This window comes from Arthrobacter sp. SLBN-100, assembly GCF_006715305.1.
Taxonomy (GTDB): domain Bacteria; phylum Actinomycetota; class Actinomycetes; order Actinomycetales; family Micrococcaceae; genus Arthrobacter.
In genome coordinates this window covers 702,276-716,905 of the sequence record NZ_VFMY01000001.1, presented here as the reverse complement: position 1 = coordinate 716,905, position 14,630 = coordinate 702,276, and the positions used below count along the sequence as shown (strand labels likewise).

The following is a 14,630-nucleotide window of genomic DNA, read 5'->3' as shown; positions in this document are numbered from 1 at the left end:
CCGAAATTTGGGCATGCTCCGGGGCCCCCGGCTTGGCCATTATTCAGAAGGTCCAACGATGACACGTTCTCTAGGGATCGATATAGGCGGCACGAAGATTGCCAGTGCAGTCCTTGACCATGACGGCACTGTCATGGATGTCGAGACAACTCCAACCGCCCGCGGTGGGGACTTGATCCTTGAGCAGATCGCCGCAATCGTCGACGGTTTCGCGGGGAAGTACGACCTGCCAGGTATCGGTATCGCCGTTCCTGGGGACGTCAACCCAATCACAGGCATCATCAGATCCGCCCCGAACATCGGATGGACTGATCTGGATATTGTCGAGCACGTGCGGGCACTCCTGCCGGCAGAGGCTGCGGTCCGGGTGGACAACGACGCGAACGCGGCCGCGTGGGCGGAATACCGGTTTGGCGGACATCCCCGCACGGACTCGTTCGCGATGATCACCGTGGGTACCGGCCTGGGGGGTGGGTTCGTTATCAATGGGCGTCTCCTGCGCGGGGCGACCGGCGCAGCAGGTGAGATCGGCCACTTAGCACTGGTTCCCGGCGGTGACAGCTGTCCCTGCGGATCACGTGGCTGCTGGGAACGATACGCCAGCGGCAGCGCTCTCCAGCGGGCATCGGTCGCCGCCGGTTGGGACAACCCCACCGCGGGCCAGGACGTCCTGTCGGCCGCGGGAACTCATCCTGCTGCCCACCAAGTCGTTGAAGGTGTGGCCCGCGACCTCACACGGGGCATACTCCTTCTTTCCTCCGCCTTGGACCCTTCCCTGGTGATCCTCGGCGGAGGACTTGGAAGTGACCGACGCTTCCTGGCGATCGCACAAGAAGCACTGGCAGGTGCTGAAGTGACCCCGCCACGTTCCCGCCCCCAACTCAGGACCGCCGTTCTGGGCCCCCTCGCCGGGGCGATCGGGGCCGCCGATCTTTCCCTGGAACCGGCTGATCAAAAGACAGAACCAGAAGCTTCAAGAACAGGGACGAACTCAGCGGACAAGGTCCACCTCAGCGGCATCATCCCGCAGGTCCCGAATTACGCATAAAACCACGCCCGTCGCGTTGTGACCCCTGCTGCTTGCTTTCACAAATTTTGGCGCGGAGCAGCAAGCGCCGGCGGAAACCGGATGCAGCAGACCGCCAGAACACTGGGTAAAGCTGTCCCGGCATGCCCGCCATCACACGCAATCCGTAAGTTCAATTCAGATTCCAAATGAAGGAGTAGCGTGAGCACCATCGTCACTGAGGCAGACAGAACCGAGGCCGAGCGCATGGCCGATCCGAACTGGTGGCGCCAGGCCGCGGTCTATCAGATCTACCCCCGCAGCTTCGCCGATTCGAACGGCGACGGCATCGGCGACATCAAAGGCATCACCGCAAAGGTCCCCTACCTGAAGTCATTGGGAATTGACGCTGTCTGGCTGAGTCCCTTCTACCCCTCCGCATTGGCAGACGGCGGCTACGACGTGGATGACTACCGCGACGTGGACCCGAAACTGGGCACGCTCGAAGACTTCGACGAGATGGTGGCTGCCCTGCACGCCGCAGGCATCAAGCTGATCGCCGACATTGTGCCCAACCACTCATCTGACCGGCACGAATGGTTCAAGGAAGCACTCGCCTCCCCGAAGGGCTCCGCTGCCCGCGACCGCTACATCTTCCGTGACGGCAAGGGCAAAAACGGCGAGCTGCCGCCGTCGGACTGGGACTCGGTGTTCGGCGGACCGGTCTGGGAACGCATCACCGAACCGGACGGCACCGGTCAGTGGTACATGCACATCTTCGCCAAGGAGCAGCCGGACTTCAACTGGGACAACCCCGAGGTCCGCGAAGACTTCCTGAAAACCCTGCGTTTCTGGTCCGACCGCGGCGTGGACGGCTTCCGCATAGACGTCGCCCACGGCATGGCAAAGGACCTCTCTGAGCCGTTGCCGTTGAAGGCGGAGCTGGAAGCCAAAGCCGGCCCTGACGGGTTCAACGATGGTTCACACCCCTTCTGGGACCGCGACGAGGTCCACGAGGTCTACGCCGAATGGCGCAAACTCTTCAACGAGTACAACCCGCCACGCACAGCCGTCGCAGAAGCATGGGTCCACGAAACGCGCCGCGCCCGCTACGCCAGCCCCGAAGGGCTGGGCCAGGCCTTCAACTTCGACCTCCTTCAGACCGACTTCGAGGCGCCGCAGTTCAAGAAAATCATCACGGACAACCTCATCGCAGCAAAGGAAACCGGGGCATCCTCCACCTGGGTGTTCTCCAACCACGACGTCGTCCGCCACGCCACCCGCTACGGTCTACCCAAGGGCAACGCCACAGCAGCCCAGGGAACCAACGCCGCCCAGGACGTCACGGCGAACGAGCCCAAGGGCCAGGACGGCAAAGCCTGGCTGCTCGCGGGCGGACCGGCCGAGGAACTCGACGTGGAGCTTGGACTGCGCCGCGCCCGCGCCGCATCCCTGCTGATGTTCGCCCTCCCCGGTTCGGCCTACCTGTACCAGGGCGAGGAACTTGGCCTGCAGGAAGTCGCGGAAATTCCAGACTCGGAGCGGCAAGACCCTGCATTCTTCCGCAACAAGGGCGTGGAAATCGGCCGCGACGGCTGCCGCGTGCCCCTGCCGTGGACGGTGGAAGGTACCTCCTTCGGCTTCTGCGACGGCGGCGCACACCTGCCCCAGCCGGAGTGGTTCAGCAAGTACGCCGTAGAGGCACAGAACGGCATGGAAGACTCAACCCTGGAGCTCTACCGCACCGCCCTGCGGCTGCGCCGTGAGCTCCAGTCCGACGAAGACCTCGAATGGATCGAGACCGGCAACCCGGACGTCTTGCACTTCCGCCGCCCCGGCGGCTGGCAGTCCATAACCAACTTCGGGTACACCCCCATCGACCTTCCGACAGGCACCGTGCTCGTCAGCAGCGCACCCATAGAGGACGGCAATCTGGCGGCCAACACCACCGTTTGGCTGCGTTGATGCACGTAAAGTCCTGCCGTGCCAATACCTAAGAGCGAGGTCCCGGACTACTGAGCACCGACAGTAGTCGGAGAAGAGGCTTGGGGCCCTGCCGAAGCAGGGCCCCGGGCCCAGCCTGGCATGAACAGGGTGGGACCCTCGCCATCATCGGTACCGGACATCCGAAACCAGCACACCGTTAGCGGGGCCGAGCTATTCACTCACACCGCCAGCGAAAACGCACCCACTCCCCGCTCATTTGGAAGGGCGGATAATGGACCTTCCGTCAACGTGCCTCGACCGGACAAGCCCATGATTGTGATCGGAGGTGACACACTCCAAGGTTGGGATCGCGGTTGGACACGTCTCGATCCCAGAGGCTCGCGCGGAGCTGGTCGACTACCGTGGACAGTGGGGCAGACCGCTTCATCCAGGTTCCGCTTTTGACCAATCTGTTGCCCGCATCGGCACTGACACATAGGCTCAACATGTGAGTGGCGGGGACGGCAATCCGACAAGCGGATCCGGCCCGCGACCGTGAAGGAAAAAAGCATGGCAACAGGTACGGTCAAATGGTTCAACGCCGAAAAGGGCTTCGGATTCATCGCCCCCGACGACGGAAGCGCTGACGTGTTCGCACACTTTTCAGCAATCGCATCCAGCGGTTACCGCTCCCTGGACGAAAACCAGAAGGTTCAGTTCGACATCACCCAGGGCCCTAAGGGTCCGCAGGCGGAGAACATCCAGCCGCTCTAAAGTGGTTCTCGGGAAGCTGGCCGGCTGCAAGCCGGCCAGCTTTTCTGTTTTAACCCCGGCACCCCTTTGCCGTACGCATAGTGGCATGACCACAACGAAGGGCCCGCCAGCCAAAAGGCAACTGTTCTGAATGTCCAACAATTCAGCAGCAGCAGCAGCAGCGGGTCTGGGCATCCATAGCCGACGCATCCAGAACCAGTGTCCGAGCTCCGTGACTTCGGACTCCTTGCCTGCTTCAGCGGAATAGGACAGGCTGCATGACCCTTGTTCTAACTGGGGCGTCGACGACCGGTTGCCCTCCGCGAAAGGACCTCCTTGCCCATTACCTTTATCCCGTTCACCATGCGCGCTACGGTCCGCGAAGACCACAAGCCTTCCTTCCGCACAGACATAGAACGTCTCACCTCCGGCCATCGTGGTTGGGCCCCCCTTGACGTCGTGAAGTCCAACGACACTCACGCTCTGCTGCGGGGGGCGGTTCCGAAAAGCGTTCACACCGCCAGCGACGCGACCCTTGCCCAGTACCTTAAGGACCGCCTTGTCACCGACAAAGACATCCACTTGGATCTAACGGTCAGTATCCAGAGGTAGCAGACGCGCCAACGTAAGCCCCGGACTGTACGTCCGGGGCTTTTCCGTATGCTCGAGGCCCTCCAGAGCAGGGCACTTAAACTTGTGCGCGCCGCCATCGCCCATACATGAGGCAGCCACCAGTACTCCAACATGCAAGAACACCCGGGAGGCCACTTCAGGTGTTGAGAGCCCCGGGTACGGCCAGCCGCCATCTTCGTCGCTGAGCTTCACCAATGTCGCGCGAAGCGCGCCGTGGCCTCGAAGGTTTGCAGTGCCTGGTGGTGGTTGCCGATGACGTCGGAGCGGATGTTGGGTCGTAGGTGATCAGGCGGCACCTGCCGGAAAGAACTGCAGCAGGGCCCGGACGTGGGTGGCGCCAGGTTAGACGAAGGTGGCGAGGGATCCCGTGTGCAGCACTTTGGGTACGAACGCGGGTGTGGCCCGTGGCAGCGTCCACTCGATGTCAAAGGTGTATTGGGCTGAGCCGGAGCTGTCCAGGGACGCCGTGGCCGTGGAGGTCCGGTCCAGGCGCACCGCACCCGGCAGCAGCTGGACCCCGGCTGAGGCCAGGTGCTGCCGGATTGCTTCGCCCCGCTGGTCTGCGCCGAAGATGGTCAGCAGCCCGGGGTTGGCCCAAGGCGGCCGAGGCCGAAGGCAACGTTCAGGCCCGATCCGCAAAATCGATGGGTCCGTCCGCCGTGCTGATCACGTCGACCAGGGATTCCCGATGACGACAACGTCCGGGTTCGGACGCTGGGAAGCAGAGGTGATGGTCATGGCTGTCCTGCCAAGGCAGCCTTCCGGCCGCTGCCCGCGCTGCTTGCTGGCGGCCGTTGGATCGTGAACAGCTGCTGGGCGGAAGCGTTGGCAACGCTCAGTGTCACAGGTGAGTCCACGATGGGCAGTGGAACCGCCATGATGCCTTGCCGGCCGGAAATCTCCACCACGCCGGCGTCGATAATGACCCGCACTTCGCTTCCCGCATCGACAGGGAAAAGCGCATCAGCGAAGTCTGGGTTACCGGCTGCGGTCACTGCGAGGCTGTCCCCATCATGGCGGAGGGTTACCAAAGCCTCGTCCAGGGTGGCCAGGCTGATGACCGTCCCGGCGCCGACGGTGCAGCGCAGGTCCGCGCCGTTGCTGAGCTCTGCCTCGAAGAGGTTGCCGTCCACCTGCTCCAGCTGGACGGGCTGCGAGTAGGCGGCAAGGTCGGTGTGCGGGGTGGCCACCAGGGTGTCGCCGTCGAGGGTCAGTGTGTGGGGGATGCTCAGGGCGCTGGCCCATTGTCCTTTGGGGCTGATCACGCCGCGGACCCAGAAGATCAGCGAGGGGGCGCCGTCTTTGTCCGTGAAGAAGGAGGGGGCGTAGTAGCTCTTGCCGTAGCTGAGCTGGCCCCAGGATCGGGCGGCGAACTTGCCGTCGGCGTAAGTGCCGACGCCGTAGGCGACGTAGTGCAGCACGTCGTCTTCCCAGATGGAGGTGACCAAGATATGGGAGCCGTCGATTTCGAACAGCTGGGGGCACTCCCACATGGTGCCGGTCCAGACGGGGTCTGTTTCGGTTCCGCTGCGCTGGGCGGCGATGCCGTCCAGGGTCCACTCGGAAAGGTCGGGGGAGCTGTAGGAGACCGCGGCGGCGGTGCCGCCCGTCAGGCCGGCGCCAACAAACATGCGCCACTGTTCGCCGTCCCGAAAGACGAACGGGTCCCGGTAGGCCGCGACGCTCGGGTCGGGCGCGGTCATCAGCTTTTCGCCCTTGGTCCAGCTGTTCCAGTTCTCGTCATCGGGGGTGGCTGCCCGGACGGTCCCGATACCGATGTCCGGCTCGGTGACAGAGGTGTAGAACATGGTCGCGGCACCATCGGCGCCGGTGGCGATGGAACCGGACCAGACGCCGTCGTCCCCTTCGCCGGGGGCAACCGCGATGCCCTGCTCGCTCCAAGCGATCATGTCCGGGGAGGTGGCATGGCCCCAGTGGCAGTTGGAGGCCCACGTCGTTCGGCCGGGGACGTACTGGTAGAAGAGGTGGTACTGGCCGTCCTTCCAGGTCACACCGAGGGGATCGTTAATCCATCCTTCGCATGCGGTGAAGTGGAAGGCGGGCCGTAGTTCGTGCGCGTTCATGCTGGTCCTTTTGTGATGACTTATCGAGGCGGCGGAGTTACTGGCCGGGTTAGGGGACCGGGACGCTGTTCGCGGCCAGAAACCGCTGGCGGACTTCACGTGCCTGCGTCGCGTTAGCCTTCTCCCATTCGTCGATCTCTGCCTTGCGTTCGTTCCGAACGGCATCGCGTGCCTCCGTGAATTTCTTCATCCGCTCGGCGGAGGCGTCGCGGGCAGCCTGCTGGGCCGGTGTGAGATTGGGCAGCGGGATCTCTTCCACCTGGTCGCGGGGCCGCAGCGGCAGGCGGTCCTCCACGGCATCGATGTCCAGGCTGGGGGAGGGGAGGGTCTGGTACCAGTAGGCGGTGGAGGACCAGTCATCGGAGAGGTGGTTGGCGTGGCCATGCTCGAAGGTGACCTTGATGCGTGTCTGGAACCGGATGGGATCGGTCATGTGGAAGCGGTAGCTGTGGTGGAAGCCGGGCACGTTTTCCTCGTGGACCATGGTGCCGTTCATAAGGAAGGCGTTGTGCTGCATGCCCCAGGCATGGCCGAAGTAGTCTTCCATCCCGGTGCCGTGGAGGCTGGGCGGCCAGGTGTCGTCGTCGATGAAGATCATGTCGTCGCCCTCGCCCCACCAGGAGCCCTGGAAGTGGCGGACGGCGAGGTTGCAGCCTACGTAGTGGCCCTGGCCTTCGGTCTCCAGCACCACGTAGTTGTCCTCGCCGGTGAGGTTGGGGATGGCCACCTCGATGCTGTTGGTCTGCAGGTCAGGGCCCCAGCCGGCGTTCGGCTTCTGCCGGCGCCAGTGGGCGTGGAAGTAGGCGGTGTCTTCGGGCAGGGCCTCTGTGTAGAGCTCGTAGTCGATGTAGAAGTACTGCAGGTAGGGGATGTCGTTCTGGTTTTCGACGATGATCCGGGCCCGGGAGTTGAAAGGCATTTCGAAGTAGCTGTTGAAGGCCGCGCTGCCGCCGAAGGTGTTTAGTTCCGGTTCCTTGGCGGAGACCGAGAGCGGCAGGGAGTCGTAGGAACCGGAGAGCGAGTTCATCAGACCGAAGAAGTCACCCAGGGGTGCGATGACGCTTGGGGTTTCCTGGTCGTCCCAGTACATTTTGAGGACGATTTTTCGGTAGTAGTCCGGGTCAACGACCTCCCAGCTGACGCCGAGGGCGTTGTGGATTTCGAGCATGGGCACGCCTACCAGTTCGGGGGAGATCTGGCCCGGGCCCGGCTGGATCCGGCAGGACTGGGTCATCCAGATGTGGGTGATGGCGCCGGGGCCCTCGATATCTGCCAGGACCCGTTCTTCGCCGGGCATGATGATCCAGTTGTCGCGGTTGCGGCCGGTCTGGTCCCAGCTGGAGGCGCGGGCGGTGCGGGCGGTGGAGAGCTTGGTCAGGCTTGAGAGCAGGCCGGAGCGCGTGGATGTTGCCATGGTGGATGTACCTTTCAAGGAGTTGGGGGGTTAGCCCTTGACGGCTGACTGGGTGAGGCTGGCGATGATCCAGCGCTGGGCCACAAGGAAGACGATCAGTGCCGGGGCGATGGCGATGGTGGTGGCTGCCATCACCTGGGCCACGTTGCCGGCGCCGTAGGGGCCAAGCATCAGGACCAGGCCCAGCGGGAGGGTGGCGGTGTCGGTGCTGTTGAGGAAGATGGACGGGGCGAAGTAGGCGTTCCAGCTGCCGAGGAACGTGATGACTCCGAGGGTGCTGACGGCGTTTTTGGCCAGTGGCAGTGCGATCAGCCGGTAGGTTTGCCAGGCAGTTGCTCCGTCCATGCGGGCGGCGTCGATGATTTCCTGCGGCAGGCCCAGGAAGAACTGGCGCAGGAGGAATACTCCCAGGGCTCCGGTGATGCCGGGCAGGATCAGGCTGAGCGGGTTGTCCAGCAGGCCAAAGGTCCGCATCAGGAGGAACAACGGAATGATGGTCACCTGTGCCGGCACCATCAGCGAGGACAGCAGTCCGACGAAGATCGAGTTACGACCCGGGAATTCCAGCTTGGCGAAGGCGTAACCGGCCATGGGTGCGGTGATGATCATGCCAATGCTGACCGCGATGGCGATGACGGCGCTGTTAAGCATGTTCCGCAGGATGGGTACCGGCCCGCTGACCGCCGCGGCGTAGTTGGACCAGTCCCACTCGGTGGGCAGCCACTGCGGCGGCAGATCATAGGCCTGGCTGGCGTCCCGGAGTGAGGTCGTGAACATCCACAGGAAGGGGGCGATCATTCCGATGGCTCCGAGGATCAGGAGCGAGACGGAAATGCTCTTTCCGACGCCGGGGAGGGGCCGCCGTCGCAAATTTGTTCGTGCGTCAGGTGTTCCGGCTTCTGGCCTGGACAGGAAGACCGCGTTGTAGTTACTCATTGTTCACCCAGGACTTCCTTAGGCGGAACTGCACCATGGTTACCAGCATGATGATCAGGAACAGGGTCACCGCGATGGCTGAGGCGTAGCCCATGTCGAACTTGTTGAAGGCCACTTCGGCGATGTACATCACCACGCTGCGGCTGGCATCGCCGGGGCCGCCGCGGGTGAGCACAATGATCGATTCATAGATCTGGAACGCGCCGATGATGGTGATGGTGATGTTGAAGAACGTCGCCTGGCTGATCATCGGCAGGATGATGCGGCGGAAAATCTGCCACTCGTTGGCGCCGTCCATCCGGGCGGCCTCCACCATGTCCTTGGGGACTTCCTGCAGGGCCGCCACGAAGATCAGCATGGCGAAGCCGACGTTCCGCCAGGTATCCACGATGATCACCGAGAGCCTGGAGAACTCCGAGCTGTTGAGCCAGTCGATCCGCTCCCCGCCCAGTGCGGTGAGGTAGTAATTCAGGATCCCCGTGTCTTTTTGGAAGAGTGCCTGCCAGATGATGGACACGTACACCAGCGCCACCAGGTACGGGAAGAAGTAGGCGGAGCGGAACACGTAGGTGAGTGCCCGGGGGAGCCGCTGGTTGATGAGCACTGCGAACAGGAGCGCAAACCCGTTGATCAGGACCACGGCAGCCACGACGTACAGGACGGTGTTGCCGTAGGTGGTGGCCAGGCGCTCGTCCCGGAACATCCGGGCGTAGTTGTCGAAGCCGATGAATTTGGGTGCGGTGAGGATGTTGTACTTGGTGAGGCTCAGGTACAAGGCCGCGATGAGCGGGCCGAGGACGAAGACCAGGAAGCCGATGATCGTGGGTGCCGTGAAAAGGTAGCCGGTGAGGGCTTCCCGACGGCGGGTGGCGCTTTGGCGGCCGGGCCGCCCCCCGTGACCCGGAAGGGCCACGGGCGGCAGCGTGCTTTTGGAGGCAGTCAAGGTCACTGCTGCAACGCCTCCTCAACATCCTTCTGGGCCTTCTGAAGGGAAGAACCGATGTCCTGGCCGGACATGATCTCGTCCATTGCGCGCATGAACGCCGGATCCAGCACATTGTAGGCGCGGGGCGCCGCCACCGGCTTGGCGTAGGAGAGGGAGTTGTAGAACTCTTCACCGTGCTCAGGGGAGGCCAGGAATTCCGGTGATGAAGCGGCGGTCTTTGTGGACGGAACGGCGGCGCCGGCGTCGGCCCACTGCTTCTGGGTCTGCTGGTCGGTGAGCATCTTGATGAACTCCCAGGACAGTTCCTTGTTCTTCGAGGCCTTGGAGACGGCGAAGGCGCCGGCGCCGAAAACAGTGGACTTCGTGGCCTGCTGCGGCCAGGGGAGGATGTCGTAGTCGGCGAAGCCGGCCTTTTCGAAACCGCCGGTGACGAAGTGTCCGGCACCAGTCATGGCCGCCTTACCGGCGGGAAACAGCTGGTAGGGGTCCGAGCCCTTCGGCTGCGGCGCCACACCATGCTCGGTGACGAGGTCCCGGACCCAGCCCACGGTTTCCTTGACCTTTTCGTCGGTCAGCTGGGCCGTTTTGAGGTCCTCACTCATCATGGACGTGCCATTGGAGTAAAGCCACGGGGTGATGCCGAAGGAGTAATACGGCATGGCGAACCCGTACACCTTGTCCGGCCCGGAACCGGTGGTCAGCTTCTTGGAGATCTCCAGGAACTCGTCCCAGGTCCAGTCATCGCCGGGCCGCTCGATGCCGGCCGCATCGAACATCTTGGTGTTGTAGTAGATCACCATGGTGTTGAACGTGTTGGGCATCAGGTAGGTCGAGCCCTCCTTACTGAACCCCTCCAGCAATTTCGGGTCGATGTCCTCCCGCAGGGACTTGGCCTCAGGATCGTTCTTCAGAAAGCCGTCCAGGGGAGCGAAAAGCTCATTGGTCAGGCCAAGTTCCACACCCTCGGTAGCGATGTTAATGACGTCCGGCGCCTGCCCGGCGGCTGCCTGGGTCACCAGCTTATTGACGTATTCGGTCCAAGTGGTGATGGGGGTGAAGTTGTTGTTCACCGTCACGTTCGGATACTTCTCCTTGAAGCGCTCGGCCACGCTGTCGTACACGGCTTTGTCTCCAGGATCTCCCCAGTTGGAGACGGAGATGGTGGCGGTGACGTCCTTGGCTGGGGCGGAGTAGGGGCCGTCCGCTGCGGGTGTTGCCGTGTCCGTGGAGCTCCCGCATGCGGTCAGGGCCAGCAGGGCGGCAGTTGCCGCCGCGGCGAGGGTGGTGCGGACTGTTTTTCTCATGTGATGCTCCTTTGCCTGCTGCACCCGGAGAAGGTGCGCTGATGGGATGCGATGGCTGGTTGCCTAGCTGACGGGATGTGATGTCGAGGTATTTAAGGGGAAGCTACTGGTGGAGCGGCGGAATTCGATGTCGGAGTCGAGTCGAAGGATTTTGGTTGGAGCGGAAGGGTTCTCCAGGCGTCGCAGAAGTAGACTCACGGCGCTTTCACCGAGCTGGAAAGCCGGTTGGCGGACCGTAGTGATCTGGGGTTGAAACAGGTCCGAGTACGTAAACCCGTCGAAGGTTGCGAACGCCATCGTTTCGGGCACCCGCAGGCCTTCGTGCTGCACCGCCCGCAAGGCACCAGCCGCCAGCAGCGTGCTGCAGGCGAGGACCGCCGTCGGACGTTCCTGGTTCGGACCGGAGGTGCGCAGCGCTGCCCGGACACTGTCAAAGGTGGCCGCCGCTGTTACGGTTCCTTCGCAGAGCAAGGCGGCGGGGACCTCAAAGCCTCGCTCCTCCATGGCGGCGCGGAAACCGTCATAGCGTTCGCGGAGGGACGAGACCCGCAGGTCCCCTGAGACCAGAAGGATCCGTTCATGACCCTGGGCGGTGAGGTGTTCAACCAGGGCCGCCATCGCGGAGGTGTTGTTGACGCCTACTTGGTCCACGTCCAGGCCCGCGAGCCGGTCCAAGAGGACCAGCGGCTTTTTGTGCGCACGGATACGCTCCAGCAAGCCGGCCGCCGAACCGGCAGCCCGGGCAATGATGAGGCCATCAACCCGGCGGTCCAGAAGTGTCTCCACTGCCGCGCGTTCCCTGGCGGGATCTTCCGCCGAGTTTGCCAGCAGCAGGGACAGGCCGTTCTGTGCGGCGGCTTCTTCCACCCCGTGCACCATGTCCGCGAAGGCCGGCTCCCCGGCGTCCGAAACCACCAGGCCGACGGAGTCAGTCCTGGCCCGGCGCATCGAGCGGGCCAGCACATCGCGCCGATATCCGGTGGCCTGCACCGCACTCATCACCCGCTCTTTGGTCTCCGGTTCCACGTGCCGCGTTTCGTTGAGCACGTGCGACACAGTGGACGTCGAAACGCCTGCAAGTGATGCGACATCGACGATGGTTGCCACTGCGACTCCTTCTAGCGAAACGATTGCGCGAACGTTTCGATAGTAGAGACAAACGTTTCGATGTGCAATAGGTCACAAAGTTGTCTTCCGGTTCTTCAAAGACCGGAGGAGGAAAAACGGAAGTGACTATTCCGGTGTTGCCAATGGCCTTGCCAACAACAGATGGCGATGGCGCAGGCCAGGGGAGCTAGGAGCGTGGTCCTGCGGAGGAGGAGGCGCGGTATTCGATGGTGGGTGCCAGTCTTACAGTGGTCGGCTGAACAGATTTGTCGGCGATCCTCTTGGCCAGCAGCTTGGCTGCTGTTGCGCCGACTTGGAAGGCGGGTTGGCGGACGGTGGTGAGCTGGGGCTCAAACAGGTCTGCATAGGCGAAGCCGTCGAAAGTGGCGAAGGCGATGTCTTCTGGCATCCGCAAGGCCCGCTGCTGGATGTGGCGAAGTGCTGCCGCGGCCAGCACAGTACTGCAGGCTATGGCGGCGGTAGGGGGCTGCGCTGCCGACAGCGCCTTCGAGATTCCGGTGTCGGTTTCCTCGGGCTCCCCGGCGATAACGGTCAGCTGGTCCGTCACCGGGATGCCTGCCCTCGCCATCGCCTCCTGGAAGGCGTCGTGCCGTTCCCGGAGAGTGGCAACCCTTGTATCCCCGGCAATCAACAGAATCCGCTGATGCCCCTGGGACGCCAAGTGCTCCACCAGTTCCTTGATGGGCGCACGGTTTTCCACCCCCACTTGGTCGAACGGGTCATCGGATAGCCGGTCCATCAGCACTAGCGGAGTGTCCTGGTCGGCGAAGTCCGTCAAGGCCTCCGGGCCGGAGCCCGCGGCGCGGGCCAGGATGAGGCCGTCCACCCTGCGCTCCAGGAGGGCCTGGACGGCGCGAGCCTCACGTTCCGGGTCCTCCGCGGAATTGGCCAGCAGCAGGGTGATTCCCTGGTTGGCGGCAGTTTCTTCCACACCGCGGATCATCTCCGCGAAGGCCGGCTCGCCGCCGTCGGAAACGATCAGTCCGATGCTGTCCGTCCGGGACCGGCGCATAGCCCGGGCCAGGGCATCCTGGCGATAGGAGGTTTCCTCGATGGCCTTCAGTACTCTTTGACGCGTCTCATCGTTGACGTGCCGGGTGCCGTTCAGGACGTGTGAGACTGTCGAGATGGACACGCCGGCAAGTTTGGCCACTTTTACCATCGTCGTCATCGTCGCCGCCTTTGGAGAATCGTTTACGCGAACGTTTCGCACAACCTCCGACAGTTTACAGATTGAGGGCTGCCGGCATATTGACAGCACTGGCTCATACCGCGTTTACTCCTACAAACGTTTGCGTAAACGTTTTGCCTGCTTCACCTCACTCAAGGAGGAGTGCTCTATGGAAGCATCAAAAAAGGTCGCCGGTCCCGGAACTTTAGTCCGTGTTCTCGCCCTGGCGGCAATGGCTCAAGGCTACTTGTCCATACCGATGGAACTAGCGGAACCTGCAACCGGCCCGCAGCAGCTGGAAACCCAATTGCCCCTGGTCCCGGCACCCTCGACAACCCTCGGCGTTCCTTAGACAGAGACGCCAGCCCAAAGGCACAAACAGTGTGGTCTGCGACAATCTACTGGCACCCCTGCGTATCGAGTTGGTGCGTATTCTCCTCCGCACAGGCGCTCATTCTGGGTGTCGCTGCGATTCGTCAGCGTCCGGCCGCGCCTTGCTCGAGTGCTCGAAGAGCTGCGGGAAGCGCGTAGACACTGTTGATGAAGCCGAGCTGAATGTTGAGATCGGGCCGAAGCGTCCCTTGCTCAAGGCCCCAGACTTTCGTCCCCTTGCGTCGTATCCAGCCGGTCGTCCGGTTGACCCAGCGTTCATAATCCGCCGATATTGCTGCCATTGCGTCGGCCTGCGATCCGAGCTGGCTAACGCCTATGACTTCACTGCCGATTTCGGCGGGGACCCAGAGAAGCACCGGGGAGGCATTCGAGTCCACCAGGGCCTCGTCGTGGGCAGGGTGTAACCGGCCCCAATTGAGCTTGTTGAAGAAGCCAGCTTTCGTCGGCTGATCCAGCGCCCCGTCTCCCGGACGGATCGGCACCGGTGGGCCGAGGTCCTGATTGACTACCATTACCTGGGGGCTGGCGAGCGCGCCCCCGCGAGTGAGGGCATCCAGGGGATTTCGAACAACTGGCCACGGATGCAAGGTGACTTTGTCCGGTTCTCCCAGGTAGTCGAGCAGCGTCGCTTGGTCCTCAAGGGTCGCAAAGTAGAAAGCGGCAGTCACCATGCCTGGAAGTCTGGCACGAGCTCGCGTACTGGTGTCCTATTCACGTGCGCTCACTGGCATAACGCGTCCACGCTTCGCCTGCGGCATCGGTGTGGGGGGAGCGACCTGGTAGCTGTAGCCGAGTGCGTCGGCGACCAGTGGTGGCGGCGTGACGGAGAGGTGCTCGTCCAGTGCGCGAAGATGAAGAAGGTCCGGATGGCTTTTCTGGTGGTCGGCCCGGTCGTGAGCCAGGTGTCCACGTCCTGCTGGGAGCAGGTGGCCCACG

13 protein-coding genes are annotated in these 14,630 nt (G+C 63.1%); 4 read left to right on the top strand and 9 right to left on the bottom strand.

The window, feature by feature from the left end; genetic code table 11:
• The first annotated feature begins 58 nt into the window (after nucleotides 1-58).
• The 3 genes from FBY31_RS03340 (at nucleotide 59) to FBY31_RS03330 (ending at nucleotide 3,706) form a co-directional block, all read left to right on the top strand.
• On the top strand, nucleotides 59-1,048 hold the full coding sequence (locus FBY31_RS03340; RefSeq protein ID WP_160142433.1) for an ROK family protein: 990 nt from the start codon (nucleotides 59-61) through the stop codon (nucleotides 1,046-1,048).
• A 225-nt stretch (nucleotides 1,049-1,273) separates the two neighbouring features.
• Entirely contained in the window at nucleotides 1,274-2,971 is a 1,698-nt protein-coding gene (locus tag FBY31_RS03335; RefSeq protein WP_442858206.1) for a glycoside hydrolase family 13 protein, read from the top strand.
• A 531-nt stretch (nucleotides 2,972-3,502) separates the two neighbouring features.
• On the top strand, nucleotides 3,503-3,706 hold the full coding sequence (locus tag FBY31_RS03330; protein ID WP_142036849.1) for a cold-shock protein: 204 nt from the start codon (nucleotides 3,503-3,505) through the stop codon (nucleotides 3,704-3,706).
• Between the two features lie 954 nt (nucleotides 3,707-4,660).
• Here FBY31_RS03330 and FBY31_RS03320 read toward each other — a convergent pair.
• The 8 genes from FBY31_RS03320 to FBY31_RS03285 form a co-directional block, all read right to left on the bottom strand.
• Entirely contained in the window at nucleotides 4,661-4,957 is a 297-nt protein-coding gene (locus FBY31_RS03320; protein WP_142036842.1) for a hypothetical protein, read from the bottom strand.
• A 95-nt stretch (nucleotides 4,958-5,052) separates the two neighbouring features.
• Nucleotides 5,053-6,402 carry a glycoside hydrolase family 32 protein gene (locus tag FBY31_RS03315; protein WP_160142432.1) on the bottom strand — a complete coding sequence of 450 codons (1,350 nt, stop codon included), beginning with the start codon at nucleotides 6,400-6,402 and terminating at the stop codon, nucleotides 5,053-5,055.
• A 49-nt stretch (nucleotides 6,403-6,451) separates the two neighbouring features.
• A complete protein-coding gene (locus FBY31_RS03310) occupies nucleotides 6,452-7,816 on the bottom strand; it encodes a glycoside hydrolase family 172 protein (protein ID WP_142036837.1) in 1,365 nt (454 codons plus the stop codon).
• A 30-nt stretch (nucleotides 7,817-7,846) separates the two neighbouring features.
• Complete coding sequence (locus FBY31_RS03305; RefSeq protein WP_142036834.1) at nucleotides 7,847-8,752, bottom strand: carbohydrate ABC transporter permease; 906 nt, start codon at nucleotides 8,750-8,752, stop codon at nucleotides 7,847-7,849.
• Nucleotides 8,745-9,701 carry a carbohydrate ABC transporter permease gene (locus tag FBY31_RS03300; RefSeq protein ID WP_142036832.1) on the bottom strand — a complete coding sequence of 319 codons (957 nt, stop codon included), beginning with the start codon at nucleotides 9,699-9,701 and terminating at the stop codon, nucleotides 8,745-8,747. Before FBY31_RS03300 ends, FBY31_RS03305 begins: the two co-directional genes overlap by 8 nt.
• Nucleotides 9,698-11,002 (bottom strand): ABC transporter substrate-binding protein, encoded by a 1,305-nt coding sequence (locus FBY31_RS03295; protein ID WP_142036829.1) that lies wholly within the window; start codon nucleotides 11,000-11,002, stop codon nucleotides 9,698-9,700. The genes FBY31_RS03300 and FBY31_RS03295 overlap by 4 nt, the downstream gene beginning before the upstream one ends.
• A gap of 63 nt (nucleotides 11,003-11,065) precedes the next feature.
• The gene (locus FBY31_RS03290; RefSeq protein WP_142036826.1) at nucleotides 11,066-12,109 is read right to left on the bottom strand and encodes a LacI family DNA-binding transcriptional regulator; all 1,044 of its coding nucleotides are present in this window, start codon (nucleotides 12,107-12,109) and stop codon (nucleotides 11,066-11,068) included.
• A gap of 187 nt (nucleotides 12,110-12,296) precedes the next feature.
• Complete coding sequence (locus FBY31_RS03285) at nucleotides 12,297-13,265, bottom strand: LacI family DNA-binding transcriptional regulator (RefSeq protein ID WP_235012919.1); 969 nt, start codon at nucleotides 13,263-13,265, stop codon at nucleotides 12,297-12,299.
• Here FBY31_RS03285 and FBY31_RS22960 point away from each other — a divergent pair.
• A complete protein-coding gene (locus FBY31_RS22960) occupies nucleotides 13,258-13,653 on the top strand; it encodes a hypothetical protein (RefSeq protein WP_200833480.1) in 396 nt (131 codons plus the stop codon). The two genes, FBY31_RS03285 and FBY31_RS22960, sit on opposite strands and share 8 nt — an antisense overlap.
• 124 nt (nucleotides 13,654-13,777) lie before the next feature.
• Here FBY31_RS22960 and FBY31_RS03280 read toward each other — a convergent pair whose 3' ends face one another.
• Nucleotides 13,778-14,365, bottom strand: a complete 588-nt coding sequence (locus tag FBY31_RS03280) for a hypothetical protein (protein ID WP_142036821.1) — start codon at nucleotides 14,363-14,365, stop codon at nucleotides 13,778-13,780.
• Between the last annotated feature and the right edge of the window lie 265 nt (nucleotides 14,366-14,630).